Source organism: Gloeocapsopsis crepidinum LEGE 06123 (assembly GCF_015207655.1).
Lineage (GTDB): Bacteria > Cyanobacteriota > Cyanobacteriia > Cyanobacteriales > Chroococcidiopsidaceae > Gloeocapsopsis > Gloeocapsopsis crepidinum.
Genome location: NZ_JADEWN010000009.1, coordinates 17,442 through 34,906, shown reverse-complemented (window position 1 = coordinate 34,906; position 17,465 = coordinate 17,442). Strand labels below are relative to the sequence as shown.

General features: G+C 42.8%; 14 protein-coding genes, 1 tRNA gene and 1 riboswitch. Of the genes, 7 read left to right on the top strand and 8 right to left on the bottom strand.

Annotated features, from left to right (window positions below):
* Positions 1-184 precede the first annotated feature (184 nt).
* Positions 185-1,000: a hypothetical protein gene (locus IQ230_RS05375; RefSeq protein WP_228054616.1), complete on the top strand. Its 816-nt coding sequence runs from the start codon at positions 185-187 to the stop codon at positions 998-1,000.
* Positions 1,001-1,150: 150 nt separating this feature from the next.
* On the opposite strand, the gene IQ230_RS05370 is transcribed toward IQ230_RS05375, so the two are convergent.
* Both IQ230_RS05370 and IQ230_RS05365 read right to left on the bottom strand, forming a co-directional pair.
* Positions 1,151-1,696, bottom strand: a complete 546-nt coding sequence (locus IQ230_RS05370) for a DUF937 domain-containing protein (protein ID WP_193931034.1) — start codon at positions 1,694-1,696, stop codon at positions 1,151-1,153.
* 231 nt (positions 1,697-1,927) lie between these two features.
* Positions 1,928-2,131, bottom strand: coding sequence for a hypothetical protein (locus tag IQ230_RS05365; protein ID WP_193931033.1), 204 nt, complete (start codon positions 2,129-2,131; stop codon positions 1,928-1,930).
* Positions 2,132-2,258: 127 nt separating this feature from the next.
* Positions 2,259-2,398: riboswitch (cyclic di-AMP (ydaO/yuaA leader) on the bottom strand.
* 329 nt (positions 2,399-2,727) lie between these two features.
* Here IQ230_RS05365 and IQ230_RS05355 point away from each other — a divergent pair.
* Entirely contained in the window at positions 2,728-4,245 is a 1,518-nt protein-coding gene (locus tag IQ230_RS05355) for a YcjF family protein (RefSeq protein ID WP_193931031.1), read from the top strand.
* Between the two features lie 53 nt (positions 4,246-4,298).
* Here the strand turns inward: IQ230_RS05355 and dhaL are convergent, their stop codons facing one another.
* The 3 genes from dhaL to IQ230_RS05340 all read right to left on the bottom strand — a co-directional run bounded on the left by dhaL (position 4,299) and on the right by IQ230_RS05340 (position 6,701).
* Positions 4,299-4,946, bottom strand: coding sequence for a dihydroxyacetone kinase subunit DhaL (gene dhaL / locus IQ230_RS05350; protein ID WP_193931030.1), 648 nt, complete (start codon positions 4,944-4,946; stop codon positions 4,299-4,301).
* 2 nt (positions 4,947-4,948) lie between these two features.
* Positions 4,949-6,022, bottom strand: coding sequence for a dihydroxyacetone kinase subunit DhaK (gene dhaK / locus IQ230_RS05345; RefSeq protein ID WP_193931029.1), 1,074 nt, complete (start codon positions 6,020-6,022; stop codon positions 4,949-4,951).
* A 163-nt stretch (positions 6,023-6,185) separates the two neighbouring features.
* Entirely contained in the window at positions 6,186-6,701 is a 516-nt protein-coding gene (locus IQ230_RS05340) for a hypothetical protein (RefSeq protein WP_193931028.1), read from the bottom strand.
* A gap of 186 nt (positions 6,702-6,887) precedes the next feature.
* Between IQ230_RS05340 and IQ230_RS05335 the strand changes: the two genes are divergently transcribed.
* The 5 genes from IQ230_RS05335 to IQ230_RS05315 all read left to right on the top strand — a co-directional run bounded on the left by IQ230_RS05335 (position 6,888) and on the right by IQ230_RS05315 (position 13,558).
* Complete coding sequence (locus IQ230_RS05335; protein ID WP_193931027.1) at positions 6,888-7,802, top strand: histone deacetylase family protein; 915 nt, start codon at positions 6,888-6,890, stop codon at positions 7,800-7,802.
* A gap of 189 nt (positions 7,803-7,991) precedes the next feature.
* Positions 7,992-9,143 (top strand): glutamate--cysteine ligase, encoded by a 1,152-nt coding sequence (gshA, locus tag IQ230_RS05330; RefSeq protein WP_193931026.1) that lies wholly within the window; start codon positions 7,992-7,994, stop codon positions 9,141-9,143.
* A gap of 169 nt (positions 9,144-9,312) precedes the next feature.
* Complete coding sequence (locus IQ230_RS05325; RefSeq protein WP_193931025.1) at positions 9,313-9,774, top strand: tRNA (cytidine(34)-2'-O)-methyltransferase; 462 nt, start codon at positions 9,313-9,315, stop codon at positions 9,772-9,774.
* Positions 9,775-10,585: 811 nt separating this feature from the next.
* Positions 10,586-13,273 (top strand): peptidoglycan DD-metalloendopeptidase family protein, encoded by a 2,688-nt coding sequence (locus tag IQ230_RS05320; RefSeq protein WP_193931024.1) that lies wholly within the window; start codon positions 10,586-10,588, stop codon positions 13,271-13,273.
* A 211-nt stretch (positions 13,274-13,484) separates the two neighbouring features.
* Positions 13,485-13,558, top strand: a tRNA-Pro gene (locus tag IQ230_RS05315).
* A gap of 230 nt (positions 13,559-13,788) precedes the next feature.
* On the opposite strand, the gene IQ230_RS05310 is transcribed toward IQ230_RS05315, so the two are convergent.
* The 3 genes from IQ230_RS05310 to hypF all read right to left on the bottom strand — a co-directional run bounded on the left by IQ230_RS05310 (position 13,789) and on the right by hypF (position 17,461).
* A complete protein-coding gene (locus tag IQ230_RS05310; RefSeq protein ID WP_193931023.1) occupies positions 13,789-14,772 on the bottom strand; it encodes a methyltransferase domain-containing protein in 984 nt (327 codons plus the stop codon).
* Between the two features lie 96 nt (positions 14,773-14,868).
* Positions 14,869-15,147, bottom strand: a complete 279-nt coding sequence (locus tag IQ230_RS05305; protein WP_439566145.1) for a HypC/HybG/HupF family hydrogenase formation chaperone — start codon at positions 15,145-15,147, stop codon at positions 14,869-14,871.
* Entirely contained in the window at positions 15,137-17,461 is a 2,325-nt protein-coding gene (hypF, locus tag IQ230_RS05300; RefSeq protein ID WP_193931022.1) for a carbamoyltransferase HypF, read from the bottom strand. The genes IQ230_RS05305 and hypF overlap by 11 nt, the downstream gene beginning before the upstream one ends.
* Positions 17,462-17,465: the final 4 nt, after the last annotated feature.

The following is a 17,465-nucleotide window of genomic DNA, read 5'->3' as shown; positions in this document are numbered from 1 at the left end:
AGAAAAATTTAATGAAAATGGTCTTCTCAGTTGACTACTTATCTTGTTATACCTGAAATAGCACACTGCCAAAATGCCTACTTTAGGCGCTGCTTACCTCGCCACCGCCCTACCTAAAACTGTATAAATGCTACAACGCTATTTCTCAGGATGGTTTCGCCCACAGCCATGCCTCAAGTTGCTCATGGCTATGTTACTCATGCCGTCAACTGGAGTTACACTAATTCAGTCTGCTTCGGCTCAATCTCTTGAAGCGATCGCTTCAAGGTCATTAAAATCTATTCCTTTAGAACAACAAACTGGCGATCAGCCTTCAGTATCAATCGATCCCCTAAATAGCCCTTATCCAGTTCCTTGGAATTGGGTGATGAAAACTTACGAGGATGTCAGCGCCCGCGAAGGTTCGGGAGTGCGGTATTACCGCAGCCATTCACTACTATCTCCTGATGGCGAATATGCTGCTTACAGTCGCATTCAAATGCAAGTACAGCCAGAACTTTATCGTAGCCAAGTCAGCAGTGTGATGTTTTTAGAAAACTTGCGTACTGGACAGCTACAAGAAGTCAAAGCCTCGTCTCCGTTGGCGCTTCATTTGATGACGCAAGGAAAAGCCGCGACGCCAGGAGTTATCTCGATTTTATCTCCCATTGGTTGGTCAAAGTCAAGCGATCGCTTACTTGCACGTCAATTTGAAGGCTTCTTTAGTACTTCTGATGTTTCTGATTATGCTGTCGTTTGGCATCGATATCAAAACCGTACAACAACACTTGCTCCTGCACAAGTCTTCAACAACCATGCCATGTCAATTTTATTGGGTTGGAGTCAAACTGATCCCAGTCAAGTTGTCTTTCGGGTTGGTGAGTTAGGTGATGAGCAATGGCAAATGTGGACAGTGGCAGAGAATGGGCAAACATCACTTGCAACAAGTGTAGAGCAACCTGTTGTTTTTGGTCTACGACAAATGCAACTTTGGGCGGGAGAACAAATTGCTTCTCGATAGTATGGTAGGGAAAGCAGAGAAGTTATGAGTTATGAGTGCTGAGTAGTGAAGTGTTGAGTTTAAGAGAGTTATTCTAATTCAAAATTCAAAACTAATCACTCTTTCACTAGCCACTACTCTTTAGGATTCAATTCAAAACTCAAAACTCCTTTAAAAGCGCGATTGACCAAGATAGCGTCCAGCAAGCTGCATAACATCAGCAATGTCTACTTCACCATCGCCATTTGCATCCAAAAAAGTGTCTAGTACAGTATTTTGACTCGTTTGAGGATCGTTTGAGGCATTTTGCGCGCGGCTGCCACTTTGCAACAAATTCAACACAATTGGCACTAAGATAGGCAACATCTGCACAATCATGTTTGGATTTAAACCTGTCCGTTGCGCGGCAAGTTGTGCTAGCTGTTGAACCTGGTTCTGAGAAAAGAGCCCAGAAACTGCTTGCGGACTTGGTGAGGCACCACTATATTGATTTACATATGCTTGTGTTTGGTCGTAACCTTCTCTAGAACGCTTTTGCTGTAGCCCTGAACGCACATAATTGCCTACTACAGACATGAGCGTTTGCATTGTGGAAGGATTAGTATTGTAGCTACTGCTGAGCTGCTGTACTGTGTTTAGAATGTTAGCTAGCTGTCCAGAACTTGCTTGTTGTGAAGGATTATTGATTGCACCAAGAATTTGATCGAAAAGTTTCATGGGTTTTCTCAAGTTATGGGCAACATCAATTTTCCCTATTTCATCAAGTTAGTGACCTCTAGCTAACAGTAGAAAAATTTGAAGACATAAGAATCGGGAGTTAGAGGACGCGATCGCGCCAGCTTTCAACTTAGGAATTTATAGTTATTTACTAATTCCCAAACCATAAACTCTTTCTCCTCTCCTTTCTTCTGAATACCAAGCTAATAGCTAACAGCCAATAGCTTATATTTACGACTCTGCTTGGATAGGAGACTTAGATTTTATCCGAATCAAACGGTCAATACAGGCTTGACCGTAAGCGATCGCTTCATCAATAGTTTGAAAACAGAAGGGTTCGCTATAATGATTTCCTTCAGGATCGGTGTAGTCTATAACAATACCATTCAGCTCTTGTTTTGCAAGTAGAATCCATTGTTTGTAATAATTTTTCATGCCTTACCTCTGTTTACTTGTAGCGGTGGACGAGGTGGGTCGAGATGTTCGCAAATATACACAACTATATTGTCAGTGATATTTACTGGGAGAACCCTAGGATACTTGGCTTGAAGCTGACGTCCAAAGGTACTCCTTCCATTGCCTACGAAGTTAGCTGACGGGCTAAGACTGGAAGGTGTCTCTCTCATCAACTGAGATTTGCCCCAAAAGTTGGTTCCTCCGTTCTTCAACCGCTTACGGAAGAAGATTAGGCTGCCCACTAAGTTGCTGATAAGTAATACTTGCATATTTGATTCCCAAGCTAATAACTCATCAGTTATGGGTAATATAGCGGAATGTTTTCTACTACGCAATCCTCCTTAATAGATATCGACGATCTAGGAGATGGAAGCCTAAATCATTAAGCTCATAGTGATATCTGTGTAAGACTTTTACGTAATATTACGTTTTGCTAAAATCTGAAAATACAGCGATCGCAATGTGTAGCGTTTCTATTTGAGTTGCGAACATCCATTTGCTGTATTCCTGCTGGCGCATTCAAGTTAATAGCAAGCAGATTAAGATCGAAAGCATCTCCTTGTCATTCCTCTGAAATGCCTTTTCCACGCATTGTCATCCTGCTTGTCGCCCTAATTGTTGTTTTAGGGCTATTACTGTGGTTATTTGCTAGCTTGTCACAGTTGTTGTGGCAACTGTCTTACACTTCACCGCTACTTGCGGATGTGTTGCTATTTTTGATTATTGCTTTGGTAGTATTGCTGATCGGCGTAGTCATTTACTACATTGCAATCGTACAAAGAGGCGAACGGCGATCGCGGCGACGGGCACAACGCCAAATTCGGATTCCTGAAGAACGTACTGATGCAGCCGAAGAAAATCTGCGTGCCATACAACAACAACTAACACAAATTCAAGACGAAGTGGCACGTCAAGCATTGTTAGAGCGATCGCGGGAAATTGAAGCAAGTTTATCACGTGGTGCATTGCAAGTCGTTGTCTTTGGAACAGGATCAGCAGGCAAAACTTCGCTTGTCAATGCTATTTTTGGGCGGATTGTCGGACAAGTTGCTGCACCAATGGGGACAACACAAGAAGGACAAACTTACAGCTTGCGACTCAAAGGCATGGAACGCAAGATTTTGATTACCGATACGCCAGGAATTTTAGAAGCAGGAGTTGCCGGAACTGAACGCGAACGCTTAGCGCGACAATTAGCTACAGAAGCCGATTTATTACTGTTTGTTGTTGATAATGATTTGCGGCGTTCCGAATACGAACCTTTACAGACTTTAGCAGAAATTGGTAAGCGATCGCTTTTGGTTTTGAATAAAACTGATTTGTATACCGACGAAGACCGCGAGACTATCCTCGCACAACTGCGCGAACGAGTAAAAAACTTTATTGCACCTACCGATATTGTGGCGATCGCTGCCAATCCTCAACCTGTGACATCAGAAAATGGTGAGGTATTGCACCCTGAACCTAATATTATGCCGTTACTCCGTCGCATGGCTGCTGTGTTACGTGCGGAAGGTGAAGAATTAGTAGCAGACAACATCTTACTGCAATCGCAGCGCTTAGGAGAAGAAGCCCGTCAAATTATTGATGCACAACGCCGCCGCCAAGCCGACAAGGTAGTAGAACGCTTTCAATGGATCAGTGCAGGTGTTGTTTCTGTGACTCCATTGCCAGGTGTTGACTTACTCGCCACAGCAGCTGTCAATGCGCAAATGGTAGTAGAAATCGGCAGAATCTACGGATGTGAATTGAATTTAGAACGCGGTAAAGAGTTAGCACTTTCCTTGGCAAAAACTTTAGCAAGTTTGGGTATTGTCAAAGGTGCAATTCAAATTCTGTCTACGGCGTTGCAATTTCATGTTGCGACTTTTGTTGTTGGTAAAGCAATTCAAGGTGTCACTGCTGCGTATCTCACGCGGATTGCTGGTAAAAGCTTTATTGAGTATTTTCGCCACGATCAAGACTGGGGTGATGGTGGGATTACTGAGGTTGTACAACGTCAGTTTCAACTCAACCGCCGTGATGAATTTATTAAGGTTTTTGCGCAAGAAGCGATCGCGCGTGTGATTAAACCGCTTAAAGTTGATTCGTGAAAAGTATTGCCGATGCTTAGTAATTGGTAATAGGTAATTGCTTTGTCTAGCCACTAATCACTAGTCACTAGTGACTCAACCAGTACTTCAGATAAACTCTGGATCATCAAATAAACGGATGTTGCGCCAGGATCTTGACGATTGATACTGCGATCGCCTAAGTAGCTAGCCCGCCCTTTTTTTGCCACCATTGGGATAGTTGCTTTCATGCCTTGTTCTGCTGCAACTGTAGCTTGTTGTATAGCTTCTGTGGTAGTTTTTCCTTCCCTAATAATTTGGGTAAAAGTTGTAACTGCAGGAGACAGTGCATCAATCATTGTTTTATCACTAAGTTGAGCTTTGCCTCGTTGCAAGACACCATCTAACCCTGCTTGCAGTAAACTCACCATATCTTCGTTAGACAATTCTTGTTTTCCTATAACTGCGGTACTAGCACGTAAAAAGAAGCTGCCATACAATGGACCACTAGCACCACCGACACTAGAGATGAGTGTCATACTTACACTTTTCAAAATACTGCTGATATCTTGCGCTGCAAAATTTGATAACTGATTTGCGACTTTTTGAAAACCACGATCCATATTGATCCCGTGGTCAGCATCACCGATCGCTGCATCTAATTGTGTTAGGTATTCTTTATTTTGGGCGATCGCACTGGCGAATTGCTGCAACCATTGTAGAATTTGCTCTTTTGTCACCATGATTAAATTCCCCATCGCCAGCTTGCTGTTTTCACGGGTGCATCCCAGAGTCGAATCATTTCATCATCTAACTTCAGCAGTGTAATTGAACAACCTTGCATATCCAGCGAAGTGATATGAGAACCGATTAAGTTACGCACAATTTGCCATCCTTGCTGCTCGCAAAGCTCAGCAAGTTTGCGATAGATAATATATAATTCAGCCAATGGCGTACCACCCATACCATTAACAAAAGCGAGAAGGCGATCGCCCTTTTCCCATTCAGGATCAGTTAATTGTACGTCAACAAATCCCCCTTTATTTTCATCCCACTCTCGTACTGTGCGACTATAAGCTACATCTTCAAAAATTGACGTTGCGAGTATTTCAGTAATCTCATCCGCAGACTTAATCGACATTCTTTCGCAGCCTGGTTCGCCGTGGATTCCGATTCCCATTTCAATTTCGTTAGCACCTAATTCAAAGGTAGGCGTTCCTTTTGCTGGTACAGTACACGAAGTTAAGGCAACTCCCATACTGCGTCCATGAAGATTGACTCGGCGACACAAATCGGCAATTTGCTGTAGATCGTATCCTTGTTCGGCTGCGGCACCGCAAATTTTCTCAGCTAATATTGTTGTTCCTACACCTCGCCGTCCCTGGGTGTACAAACTATCCTTAACAGCAACATCATCGTCAATTAAAATACTCAATACTCGCAGATCTTCAGCATGAGCTAACTCAGTTGCCATTTCAAAGTTCATCACATCGCCACTATAGTTTTTGACGATATAAAGAATTCCACCACCACCATCAACTTGTTTTGCTGCTGCTAGCATTTGATCGGGAGTTGGAGAAGTAAAAACTTCACCAGGACAAGCTGCATCAAGCATTCCCAAGCCAACAAACCCTGCGTGCATTGGTTCGTGTCCGCTACCACCACCCGAAACAATCGCAACTTTCCCTGGTACAGGTGCAACAGCACGGTAGACAAACGTTGGCTCAAATTGTACCTTTAAAAGATCAGGATGAGCCTTTGCCATACCTATCAAACTCTCACGAACAAAATCTTCCGGTCGATTAATCAACTTTTTCATCGCGGTGACTCCTGGTAATACTATTAAAACGTGTAAACGTAACTTCAAGTCACATCAAAAGTTTTGAATCCTAAAGAGTAGTGGCTAGTGATTAGTTTTGAATTTTGAATTTTGAATTAGAAGAATTTTCTTAACTCATAACTCTCTTAAACTCAAACCTCTCTTATGGAAGTTGTTCTTTCAATTGACTAAGACTGTTGGGATTGAGAGTAATTTTCACTTCTAGTTGTTGCTGATTGTCTCGTAGCGTGAGAATGTGGTTTTCTCCTACACGACGGTATAGCCAGTGAGGATTTTTAACTTCAATAGTTTCATAGCTTATTCCCCGTAGGGCTACACGGATGACGAGTTGTTTTTGTGACTGTGGGAAAATATATAACTGCTGTTGGCGAGTATCGAGGACTAACTGATGCGGTGTGGTGTTACGGACTTGCGGTGAGTCGGGTTTTTGCCAATAAAGCGTAATACCACGAATTTCTGGGCTTTTGATTTCAAAAACTTCATCAAAGCGTTGTAATTCCCAGTCAAGTTCGTCAACCTCCCCTGTTTGGGGAATCATGCGCTGCGCCAGCATGACTTGTTTATTTGCTAAGCTTGACCACCATTGACTAATAACCGCAAAATTGTTGAGATTTTCTGGTTTGGAGTTACCTTGCTGCCAAAGTATTTTACCTTCCATAGAATTTATCGTAGGCTTCTATTTAGCAGAATACTTTATGTATGATTTTTTAGACACTTCAGGGCAAGCAAGATGCCTACCCCACAAATAATGTTTAATTGAATGAGTTCACTTACCGCAGTCGTAGTCAATTACTGCGAATTACCGAATAGCTAATGGCTAAAAGCTAACTGCTAACAGCTAAACATGGACTTACCAATTGTTTATCATCCTGACTACGTAGCACCTTTACCTACAGGTCATCGCTTTCCGATGCCTAAGTTTAGCCAACTCTATGAACTACTCATAGCAGATGGAGTAGCACATCCCTTACAATTTTATGCTCCAGAGTATCCGTTAGATCAATGGATAACATTGGTTCACACTCCAGAGTATGTTCAAGCATACTGTACAGGTACACTCGATGCTAAAGCCCAACGACGTATTGGTTTACCTTGGAGTTCTGCGCTAGTCAATCGCACTTGTATTGCTGTTGGTGGGACAATTCTGACTGCTAAATTAGCCCTCGGTCATGGTTTAGCTTGTAACACTGCGGGAGGAACACATCATGCTTTTCCAAGTTATGGTTCTGGTTTTTGTATTTTCAACGATTTGGCGATCGCAGCCCGCGTTTTACAAAAGTTGCAACTTGTTGAAAAAGTACTGATTGTAGACTTGGATGTACATCAGGGAGACGGCACTGCATATATCTTTCAGGATGATGCCAGTGTTTTTACGTTTTCGATGCACTGTGAGGTTAATTTTCCTGGAACTAAACAAAAAAGTGATTTAGATGTTCCCTTACCAGCGGGAATGGAAGATGATGCCTATTTGCAAACTTTAGCAAGCTACTTACCTGATTTACTTGCACAAGTGAAGCCAGATTTAGTGTTGTACGATGCTGGTGTCGATCCGCACGCAGGCGATCGCTTGGGTAAATTAGCTTTAACTGATGCTGGGATCTATCGCCGCGAAATGCAAGTTTTAAGTACCTGTGTTAGTAGTGGTTATCCGGTAGCTTGTGTGATTGGTGGCGGTTATGCAGATGATTTTAAAAGTTTAGTTTATCGTCACTCTTTACTGCATCGAGCTGCTAGTGAAGTTTATCGTCATTACAGGTGATGCAACCAAGCCTTGTGATTTATATAATTTAATTATGCCCTTCGATAGATGTTCGCCGTTAAATAGTGCATAAAGACACAGCTTTTAAAACACGATAGATGAGATGCTAAACTCTTGACGGATGCGTAGTGAAAATCACAGATTTACACTGTAAAAACATAAAAATCTATCCAAATTCGAGGGAACACCGTGCTGCTATCAAAAGGTTTTGAAGTCGAAATGTACACTGGTACGCCCCAGGGTGATGTTATCGGTCTTTCAGACAAAATTGTAGCTGGTTTGGATGGATTTGTTCGCGAGCCAGATAGTCGCAACGTAGAATATACGACTCCACCTTTGTGGAAATATGAGGATTTACTGTGTGCCTTGCTGCGTCCGCGATTACAGTTACGCGAATTTCTTCAAAAATTAGGTAACTATACTCTGATACCTGGAAGTACGCTGGCTTTAGGTGGAAGCGATCGCTTTTTTCGCTCTGATCCGAGTAATCCTTATCATGACTATATTGAACAAACCTATGGTACTAAAGTAGTCACTGCAAGCGTTCACATCAATATCGGTATTAAAGATCCGGAAACATTATTACGTGCGTGTCGTTTGGTACGAGTAGAAGCGCCACTATATCTAGCTTTAAGTGCCGCATCTCCTTTTCTGGATGGCAAAGCGACAGGCTATCATTCAACACGCTGGGGATTATTTCCCCAAACTCCTACTCACGTACCTTTATTTGAAAGTCACGCGCATCATATTCGTTGGGTAGAAGAACAGTTAGCAGCAGGTACGATGCAAAACGTACGTCACTTGTGGGTATCAGTACGACCAAATGGCGATCGCCGCCCGTATGACCTAAATCGCTTAGAATTACGCATTTGCGATCTTGTAAGTGACCCAATTAGTTTACTTGCGATCGCTACTTTACTCGAAGCACGGCTTTTACAACTTATTGCCGATCCCAGCCTCGATCCCCTGGAAAATAGTACTTTACCTGCAACAAACCTTCCAGAAGAACTTTTGGCAATTACGACAGCTAATGAAACTGCCGCAGCACACTACGGTTTAAATGCTCAGTTGACGCATTGGCAAGATGGCAGAAGCATCTTAGCACGAGATTGGATTGCTGAAATTTATCAAGATGTTTGGGCGATCGCTAAACAAAGTGGCTTTAACTGTTTTCTTTCACCAGTCCAAAAAATTCTCCGCGAAGGTAACGAAGCACAGCAGTGGTTGCAACTTCATTCTTGCGGTTTTGATATTCGGCAAATAGTAACTCAAGCAAGCTTAGCAATGCGCGAACGCGAACGCGAACTAGAATCTGAATTATGTTCTCCTGTAGCTGCCTAGTCGAGGGATAGCGAAAAAAAAGCATGAAAGTTTAAAATACGAGGAGAATTTAAAATATTTAATCAATGTTATTAGGCATTCTATTATTTAAAAAACCTATAGTTTAGCTATAGACGTGTACTGACTGGAACCTACACGATTATGATGTTCTAAGTCGGATCAAGAACAAATGCCTCAGATTGTCTTAGTTCACCCCCAAATTCCCCCAAATACTGGCAATATTGCTCGTACTTGTGCGGCAACAGGTACTGAGCTTCATTTAGTAGGACCACTGGGATTTGAGATTAGCGATCGCTATGTGAAGCGAGCTGGTTTAGATTATTGGCCCTACGTAAATCTGCAATACCATGAAACACTTTATACTTTTCAAACTCACTATAAACAACGCGGTGGGCGTACGATTGGGTTTAGTGTGAGGGGAAATACCAATTACGCTGCGTTCCAGTTTCAAGCTGATGATTGGCTACTCTTTGGTAGCGAAACAACAGGTTTGTCACCTGAAATGATATCTGAATGTACCGCTACAGTTTATATTCCCATGCCACACCCAAAGGTTCGTAGCTTAAATCTCTCTGTAAGTGTTGCTATAGGTTTATTTGAAGCTCGGCGTCAATTAGGACTTCTGGTCTGAGTTTGTTTTTAAAGATGCGCCGCTCAGCTTGTATTTTCCTACATTTTAAGTATTTTTGCTTGAATTAATATTTAATGACTTACGCTTATAGTCATATAAAAAGTTGAGGTCATCAGCATCAATTTATACGTTAATTAAAGAAATGAAGTACAAGCAGCTTTACCTTAGCTCAACAATGTCATATGCTCATTATTCATAAGAAATTTTTATAGTAAAAAAGAGCTTTTCGCAGAAGAAAGCGATAGATTTTATTCATTCTAAATAGACTAAATATGTTAAGTCTTTCAGGATCAAACCTGATTAAAGCGAGTACAATCAACAAGCTGAGTTATTGTGCTTGCCTAAAAGTTCTTCTAATTGCGGTTAGAAGGCAGATCAAACATAGTGCTTAGTAATCGCTAAGCGCACAAGACACAAGAACAATCAAATGAAGTATCAGTGGTCGGATGGGCAAAATAGCAGCATTAATGGGTATGAGCACAGCTAGATTTAATTTTGTAAAAAAAATTAATTACATCACAATTGCGATCGCGCGCATTAATAATAGTGGCAACTGCTACTTGTTACAGTCTGATGGTCATAGCAATCAACAAGCGAAAAAGCCGAAAAAATCACTAGTTGCAATTGTTACGAGTTGATGTAAACTTGTCTAAATCAAAAATGCCTAGTAATCTTGCTTAAGTATGTCTACTGGGTGCGAGGTGAATCTATCAAAAGTAGTAGCCTAATTCATTAACTAGTAATAAACTCGATGAATCGAGATCAGGTAAGCCCTATTGCTCATAGGAGGTCATTTTTGAAAAGAGCATGGATGAAAAAGGTTAAGGCTGTTCCTACTAGTGCAAAAAGTAAAGCAGTTTTGGAGGAACAATTGCAGCCCGTTCAGCCCAAGGTCAAACGGCGAGTGCGCACTTCGGTCGCGATGATGGCGATCGCGATTTCAATGGGAGGACCCAACCTTTTACTGACTCGACACGATCGCGCGCCGGCAGCTGAAATACCACAAGGTGAAGAACCAACAGCTAGTAAGGTGTCGGTGGCAACAACCACCCCAACACAGACAAAGTCAGTAGTCATAGAAGCTATACCAGCGCCAGTGGATACTGCTGTTCCTATGCCGATTGCACCTGCTCCTGAGTTACCAGTAAAGAGTAATGTGTCTCAGCCAGTGAGTCCTCCTGCTGCGAAAAGCACAGTGCAAGTAAAAACGCCTGCCACAACTCCGATTCAAGTTGAACAGCGGCAACAAAATTTAGTGATGGATGCAAGTCCAAGCACAAACACAAAACCCAAATCAATAGCACCAAGCCAAGTAGAAATCACTACCGTAAATCATCACCAAGCCAATACAGCTACACAAGCTGTAAAGCGTCAAGATCGCTTGGTACAGAGATTAAAATCAGCGAATAAAGTAAATCAGTCGATTGCACTTCAGCAGGACTCATCTACACAGCCAGTCAGCAATACTGGTCGCAATCAACTGCAAAATACAGCATCAGCAACAACGAAAGATAGCAATACTGTTAGTGCTAGACAAAAGTTATTAGTTAATCGCTTAAAGCAACAATCGAACCACTCAATAAATAGTGCGGCGGAGTTGCGGTCTGAGGAGTTCAGTTCGTCTACAAACAGTCTAGTAACTCCACAGATTGTGGGACCTGCTAGACAAGATGCAAATAACAGCAATATCCAGCTTAATCAACCAACACCAGTCCCTAGCCAGTCTAACTATGAAGTGCCAAGTCAAAATCAGGCAAGTAGACCTAGTGATGTGGTATCACCAGAAAAAAAGGCAACTGTAGACTCGCAGCCAGTAGGCGGGAATCAAAGTTTTATTGTCAATACTCAAGTTCCACAAATTGGATCGCCATCTATTTTTAATACTCCACAGTCTATACGCAGCTTAGACCCGCTCAATATTGCGCCTACTACTAGAACTCAAACAGCAATTGAACCCAGCAGCAATAGTATCGTTGTTGAGATCAAGAAATCTGTAGGAACAACACCTGAGGAAGTCATTCCGCAAGTAAATGTAAACAGTGCGAGTGCGCAAAAACAAGAGACACAAATTGACTCTACTCAAAATTCAGCTAGTGCAACATTGCCAAAACCAGCAGAATTTGGAGTTACTAACGAGCTACAGAATGTCACACCAAGTTCTACACAGGATACAGTAGCTCAAGATACAGAAACTGCAAGACTACAAGCTCTTGCTCAGCGGTTACGAACTCAAACAGCAGAAAACCAAAATGTCGTTGCCCCTGAGAACTTAAACACGCCAGACACAGTTTATGTGATTTCTCAAGCCATCGAGGACACAGCTACAGTCAGTGTCCAAGCGGCGTTATCAACAGCATACCAAGTCAAACAAGGAGATACATTAACTGCGATCGCTCGTGAATATGACATTCCACTACATGAATTGATCGCTGCTAACCAAATCTCTAATCCCGATCGGCTCCAGATTAACCAAAACATTACTATTCCGACGTCGGCATACAACGGTGCTGTTGCTCAAAATATAAGTGTCAGCGATCGTCCTCTACAGCAAATCGCAGTTGTGCCAGTAGTATCTGCGACAATCACCAACAACGGCGAAGGGCAAGCGCCCGCATTAGCTCATAACAATCTAACAACGCAGCCTGCACCCCAAGTTGTGAACAACTCAACTGGTATGGGTGGTAGTTTATCTAATGAAGAGCCACTTGATCCACCGAGTTTTTACGTTCGAGGATTGCAAGCAGAAATTGAACAGTTGCGACAAAAATACACTACTCAACTTGCTAGTTCTTCAGGTGCTGTTACTGAGCAGCAAACTAAAGCAACAGAAATTGTAAGTGTTGTTGCGCCTTTGGCGAAAACTAAACCAGTAGCTTCTGTAGCTAATAGTCCTAGCCGCCCCCGCGCAATTACAGCTGAACCCGTTAATCCAGAATTTCGCGTTGCTCAGGCAAGTAATTCTAACTCCAAGACAATTAGAGCTAGACTAGCAACTGCACCTACTGATGTCGATCCGACTGAAGCGCTACACTCGCTACGAGGACGACAGGTATCTCCAGAACTACCACCGTTAGGTGCAGCAGATATGTATTTGCCTAGAACTGGCATGTCAGCACCTTTCAACGGTTATATTTGGCCAGCAAAAGGCGTTCTCTCTTCTGGCTATGGCTGGCGTTGGGGAAGAATGCACCGAGGCATTGATGTTGCAGCACCTGTCGGGACTCCTATTTTTGCTGCCGCTTCTGGTGTTGTTGTCAGGGCAGGCTGGAACTCTGGAGGTTATGGAAATTTAGTCGATATTAGACACCCGAATGGTTCTCTTACTCGCTATGCTCACAATAACCGAATCTTAGTGCGTGCAGGGCAAGAAGTAGAACAAGGACAACATATTGCAGAGATGGGTAGCACTGGTTTTAGTACAGGTCCTCACTTGCATTTTGAAGTCCATCCTTCAGGTAAAGGAGCAGTTAATCCTATTGCTTTGTTACCTCGGCGTTAGCGGTCAATTAAGGGAAAGAATATTTGATCTCTTTCCCTTTATGTGTTTACTAACCGACTACCTAACACTCTACTTTCAACATTTCTATCGTTACCTGCCCTACGGTTTCTGACCCATCTTTGACCCACACAAAATACAAAATTTCAGTGGGCGAACACAGGTATGTTAGAATGCTTTAGGGTCAATGAATCTGACTACTTATAAGTAGTAGCGGGATGTAGCGCAGCTTGGTAGCGCACTTCGTTCGGGACGAAGGGGCCGCTGGTTCGAATCCAGTCATCCCGATTTGTGTATATTTTTCTATTAATGTCCGTTTTACATTTGTTTAAGTGAAATTAAAACAGCTTTCATATTATTAAACGGTTGTAATTATACTTGCAGTTTCCCCTAACACTAGCCAAAAAGCGATCGCGCACCAGAAACCATAGCTCTTGATAGATCTCCTGAACGTCATGAGCAATGTGCTGCTTAATAATGCGCATTCGCCAGAGATAGACTTTGTTTATCTAGTAGCATTATTTTGCCTTCGCATGCACTGCTTGCAACTCATTTGCTGTTTCTTGATTGTTTCGGATAGCGCGAAACATACCAAATCGGCAAAGTCCTGTGCCAAATGCTAACCGCATCAGAAGTAGAGTTGGGACTTCTCGTAAAGACTTGAGCAATCCTGGTAAACCAAACCGTACCAAGCCTTCAGGTCGAGCCACGCCTTGCCAAATAGAATCAATCCAGGATGGTAGAGTTGGTTCTGTCCAATCAGCAGTGATGACTTCTCCTTCAACAAACCCTGTTTCTGCCAAAAGCTCAGCAAATCCTTCAATACTGGAAAATTCAGGATGAGACCATTGATCTAGCAGTTGTCGCATGACAGGCTTTTCCCAAAAATTGAGCGGCTTTTGACGCGCATCTCGCTGATTCCAATCAGCAACTACTAGCACGCCACCAGGCTTTAACACTCGCATCAACTCTTTGGCAAAGATTGCTTTATCAGGCATATGGGGACCTGCTTCAATTGACCAAACTACATCAAAACTAGCATCAGGAAACGACATCGCCATAGCATCGTCTACCTGAAACCGGACATTTAGTTCTTTGGGAGTCAGCTGCTGGGCACGAAGCACTTGCTGGGGGCTAATCGTAATTCCGGTGACAGCAAACCGATAATCTTGTGCCAAAATGCGGCTGCTTCCCCCAATACCACAGCCAACATCCAGGACAGTTGTGCCAGGGGGAAACTTGTCTAACTCACCCCAGCGCACCATTTCATGTACAAAGTCAGATTTAGCAGTTAGAAAATCTTTGCGTCGTGGTGGCGAACCATAGTGTCCTAAGTGAATGTGTTCGCCCCAATAAAACTCTAAAATTCCGTCTTCAGTCCATTGGTCGTAAGAGTTGGCAACCGAGTCAGACGATTGATAACGACGAGCAGTAAATAGATAGAGGGTGATCGCAGCTATCAGCAAGATAAACAGAATTCCTAGGGCAAAAAATAAACTCATGAAGAAGTTGGATGCAACGGTTTAATCGGGGTATTTTAACGACCTGCTAGCTATGCAGGTGTATGCAACTACAGTCCTCATACTATTGTTACACTCCTATTGATTGCGAGAAATATTACGCTCACTTATCTGTTGCAAATACGTCAGCGTGCTTTCCGCCTCCTCAATATTGAGTAGACTAATCGCAAATCCTGCATGAACAATTGCGTAATCATCAACTTTTGCAGTAGGAATATAGGCAAGACTCATTTCTTTAATGACTCCTCCAAAGCTGACTCTTCCAGTTTGAAGTAGTGGGTTTTCATGATGATTGATACTGATGATTTTTCCTGGAACTGCTAAGCACATAATTGATCGCTCCTGACTAGATGACATGCAATGCTGCCACAATTTGTCCTAATGCAATACCACCATCATGAGGTGGAACTTGTTGATGCCAATAAGGGTGAAAACTTTCTTGAGTTAAGCGTTGAATGGTGCGTTCAATTAAGTACTTATTTTGGAAACAGCCACCCGTCAGCACCACTTGTTCTGCACCAATTTGCTGGGCTACAACAACCATCATTTCCACTAATGTATTGTGAAACTTTGCTGAAATGTATCCCTGCGATAACTCACAACTTAGGTCTGCTAAAACACCTTGCACTGTTGGCATCCAATCAATAATCAAAGGTGAATTTGCTATTGTTGTTATTTCAAAGCTGTAGCAGTCATCAGTGTTCAATTCGGCGATCGCAAACTCTAACTCCATTGCCGCCTGTCCTTCAAACTGAGTATACTGACGTAGCCCAATTATGGCGGCGATCGCATCAAATAATCGCCCTGCACTCGAAGTTATCGCAGTGTTAATATTTCTTTGCAGCATTGTCCACAAAATCCTCAACTCCTGAGCATTAAAAGCTTGTACAGGTGCTAAGTCATTCATTGTAAACAGTGCATCTCCCGCAATTTCGTAAAGCAAGCCAATTGCTACTCGTCTTGGTTCTTTAATTGCTTTTTCCCCACCAGGAAGTCGAAAAGTGCGCAAGTGGGCAACTCGTTGAAATGGTGTTTCTGGATCGCTTGTTAGCGATCGCAAAGGTTGAATTTGCAGAAATTCACCTCCCCAAATTGTGCCATCTAGTCCATAACCAGTACCATCCCAAGCAATACCTAAGATAGAATTCTCATTTCTAAGTAAGTCATTTTCTGCCATATATGAGAGAACATGAGCGTAATGATGTTGCACTGGTATAGTTGGTAAGCCAGAATTTTGAGCGAATTGTGTCGAAACATAATCGGGATGAGCATCACAAGCTATAGTTAGTGGTTGCAATTGATAGAGTTGTTGAAAGTCAGCGAGCGCTTGATTGAATGCTTTGAGTGCTGCTACTGTTGCTAAATCGCCAATGTGTTGACTCACAAAAACTTGCTGAGAAAGCGAAAATGCGATCGTATTTTTAAAATGTGCTCCTACTGCTAGGAGTTTAGATTGCGGTTGTTGAATTGTGGGTGACAGGTTAATGGCAATCGGTAAGGGTGCATAACCACGGGCGCGACGTAACAATAATTCCCGTTCCATGATGACACGCACCACAGAATCGTCTATCGGTCGAGTAATTGGTCGGTTATGAATGAGGAAAACTGTAGCAATATTACTTAAATACTGGATTGCTTCGCGCTCATCTGTACAAATAGGTTCATCAGTGAGATTTCCACTAGTCGCCACGACTGGAAAACCAAGTTGCGACATGAGTAAGTGATGTAATGGTGTATATGGCAACATCACCCCTAAATAAGGATTGTCGGGAGCAACCGCAGGAGCGATCGCCATGCCAGACTTAAATTTGCGTCGCAGCAGTACAATGGGAGCTTGGGGTGAAAGTAGCAGTTGAGTTTCTAAATTTGAAACTTCGCAGTGCGCCTTAATGAGTTGCAGTGATGGATACATTAAAGCAAAGGGTTTTGCTCGTTGCTTGCAGTAGCGCAGTTTAGTAACTGCTTGTTGGTGACGTGCATCGACTACTAAATGAAATCCACCAAGACCTTTAATAGCAACAATCTTGCCCTTACGAATTTCTTCAACTGCTTGCTGGAGTGCTTGATAATGAGATGTGAGAACATGACCATCTTGATTCCACAACTCTAAATGAGGACCGCATTCAGCACAAGCGTTTAGTTGGGCGTGAAAACGGCGATTTAATGGATGATGATACTCAGCTTGACAGCGATCGCACATCTCAAACTTTTGCATTGTCGTGTTGGCGCGATCGTAAGGCAAGGCAGTGATAATGCTGAAGCGAGGACCGCAGTGAGTGCAGTTCGTAAAAGGATAAAGATAACGGCGATCGCACTTATCAAAAATTTCGCGCAGACAATCGGCGCAGGTAGCAATATCGGGTAAAATCAGCGCTGTGTTCTCACCGCCAGTACTAGCACGAATTTCAAATTGCTTGTAGCCTACAGGAGCGAGAAATGAAGTTTCCAAACTTTGGATCGACGCATGAGGTGGCAATTCTTTGTAAATCTGGAGTAAAAAAGCCTGCAACTGTGTTTGACTTCCCTCAACTTCGATTGCAACCCCTCCAGCAAAATTATTCACCCATCCTACAAGTCCTAATTCTGTTGCTAAGCGGTAGATGAAAGGACGGAAGCCTACCCCCTGTACGGCTCCTTGAATAGTTATATGCAAACGTTTTAAGATTGGCATCTTG

Excerpts from the sequence above, each read along its gene's own strand:
- IQ230_RS05375 (WP_228054616.1), top strand. The coding sequence starts at position 185 with ATGGCTATGTTACTCATGCCGTCAACTGGAGTTACACTAATTCAGTCT.
- IQ230_RS05370 (WP_193931034.1), bottom strand. The coding sequence starts at position 1,696 with ATGAAACTTTTCGATCAAATTCTTGGTGCAATCAATAATCCTTCACAA.
- IQ230_RS05365 (WP_193931033.1), bottom strand. The coding sequence starts at position 2,131 with ATGAAAAATTATTACAAACAATGGATTCTACTTGCAAAACAAGAGCTG.
- IQ230_RS05355 (WP_193931031.1), top strand. The coding sequence starts at position 2,728 with ATGCCTTTTCCACGCATTGTCATCCTGCTTGTCGCCCTAATTGTTGTT.
- dhaL (WP_193931030.1), bottom strand. The coding sequence starts at position 4,946 with ATGGTGACAAAAGAGCAAATTCTACAATGGTTGCAGCAATTCGCCAGT.
- dhaK (WP_193931029.1), bottom strand. The coding sequence starts at position 6,022 with ATGAAAAAGTTGATTAATCGACCGGAAGATTTTGTTCGTGAGAGTTTG.
- IQ230_RS05340 (WP_193931028.1), bottom strand. The coding sequence starts at position 6,701 with ATGGAAGGTAAAATACTTTGGCAGCAAGGTAACTCCAAACCAGAAAAT.
- IQ230_RS05335 (WP_193931027.1), top strand. The coding sequence starts at position 6,888 with ATGGACTTACCAATTGTTTATCATCCTGACTACGTAGCACCTTTACCT.
- IQ230_RS05325 (WP_193931025.1), top strand. The coding sequence starts at position 9,313 with ATGCCTCAGATTGTCTTAGTTCACCCCCAAATTCCCCCAAATACTGGC.
- IQ230_RS05320 (WP_193931024.1), top strand. The coding sequence starts at position 10,586 with ATGAAAAAGGTTAAGGCTGTTCCTACTAGTGCAAAAAGTAAAGCAGTT.
- IQ230_RS05310 (WP_193931023.1), bottom strand. The coding sequence starts at position 14,772 with ATGAGTTTATTTTTTGCCCTAGGAATTCTGTTTATCTTGCTGATAGCT.
- IQ230_RS05305 (WP_439566145.1), bottom strand. The coding sequence starts at position 15,147 with ATGTCATCTAGTCAGGAGCGATCAATTATGTGCTTAGCAGTTCCAGGA.
- hypF (WP_193931022.1), bottom strand. The coding sequence starts at position 17,461 with ATGCCAATCTTAAAACGTTTGCATATAACTATTCAAGGAGCCGTACAG.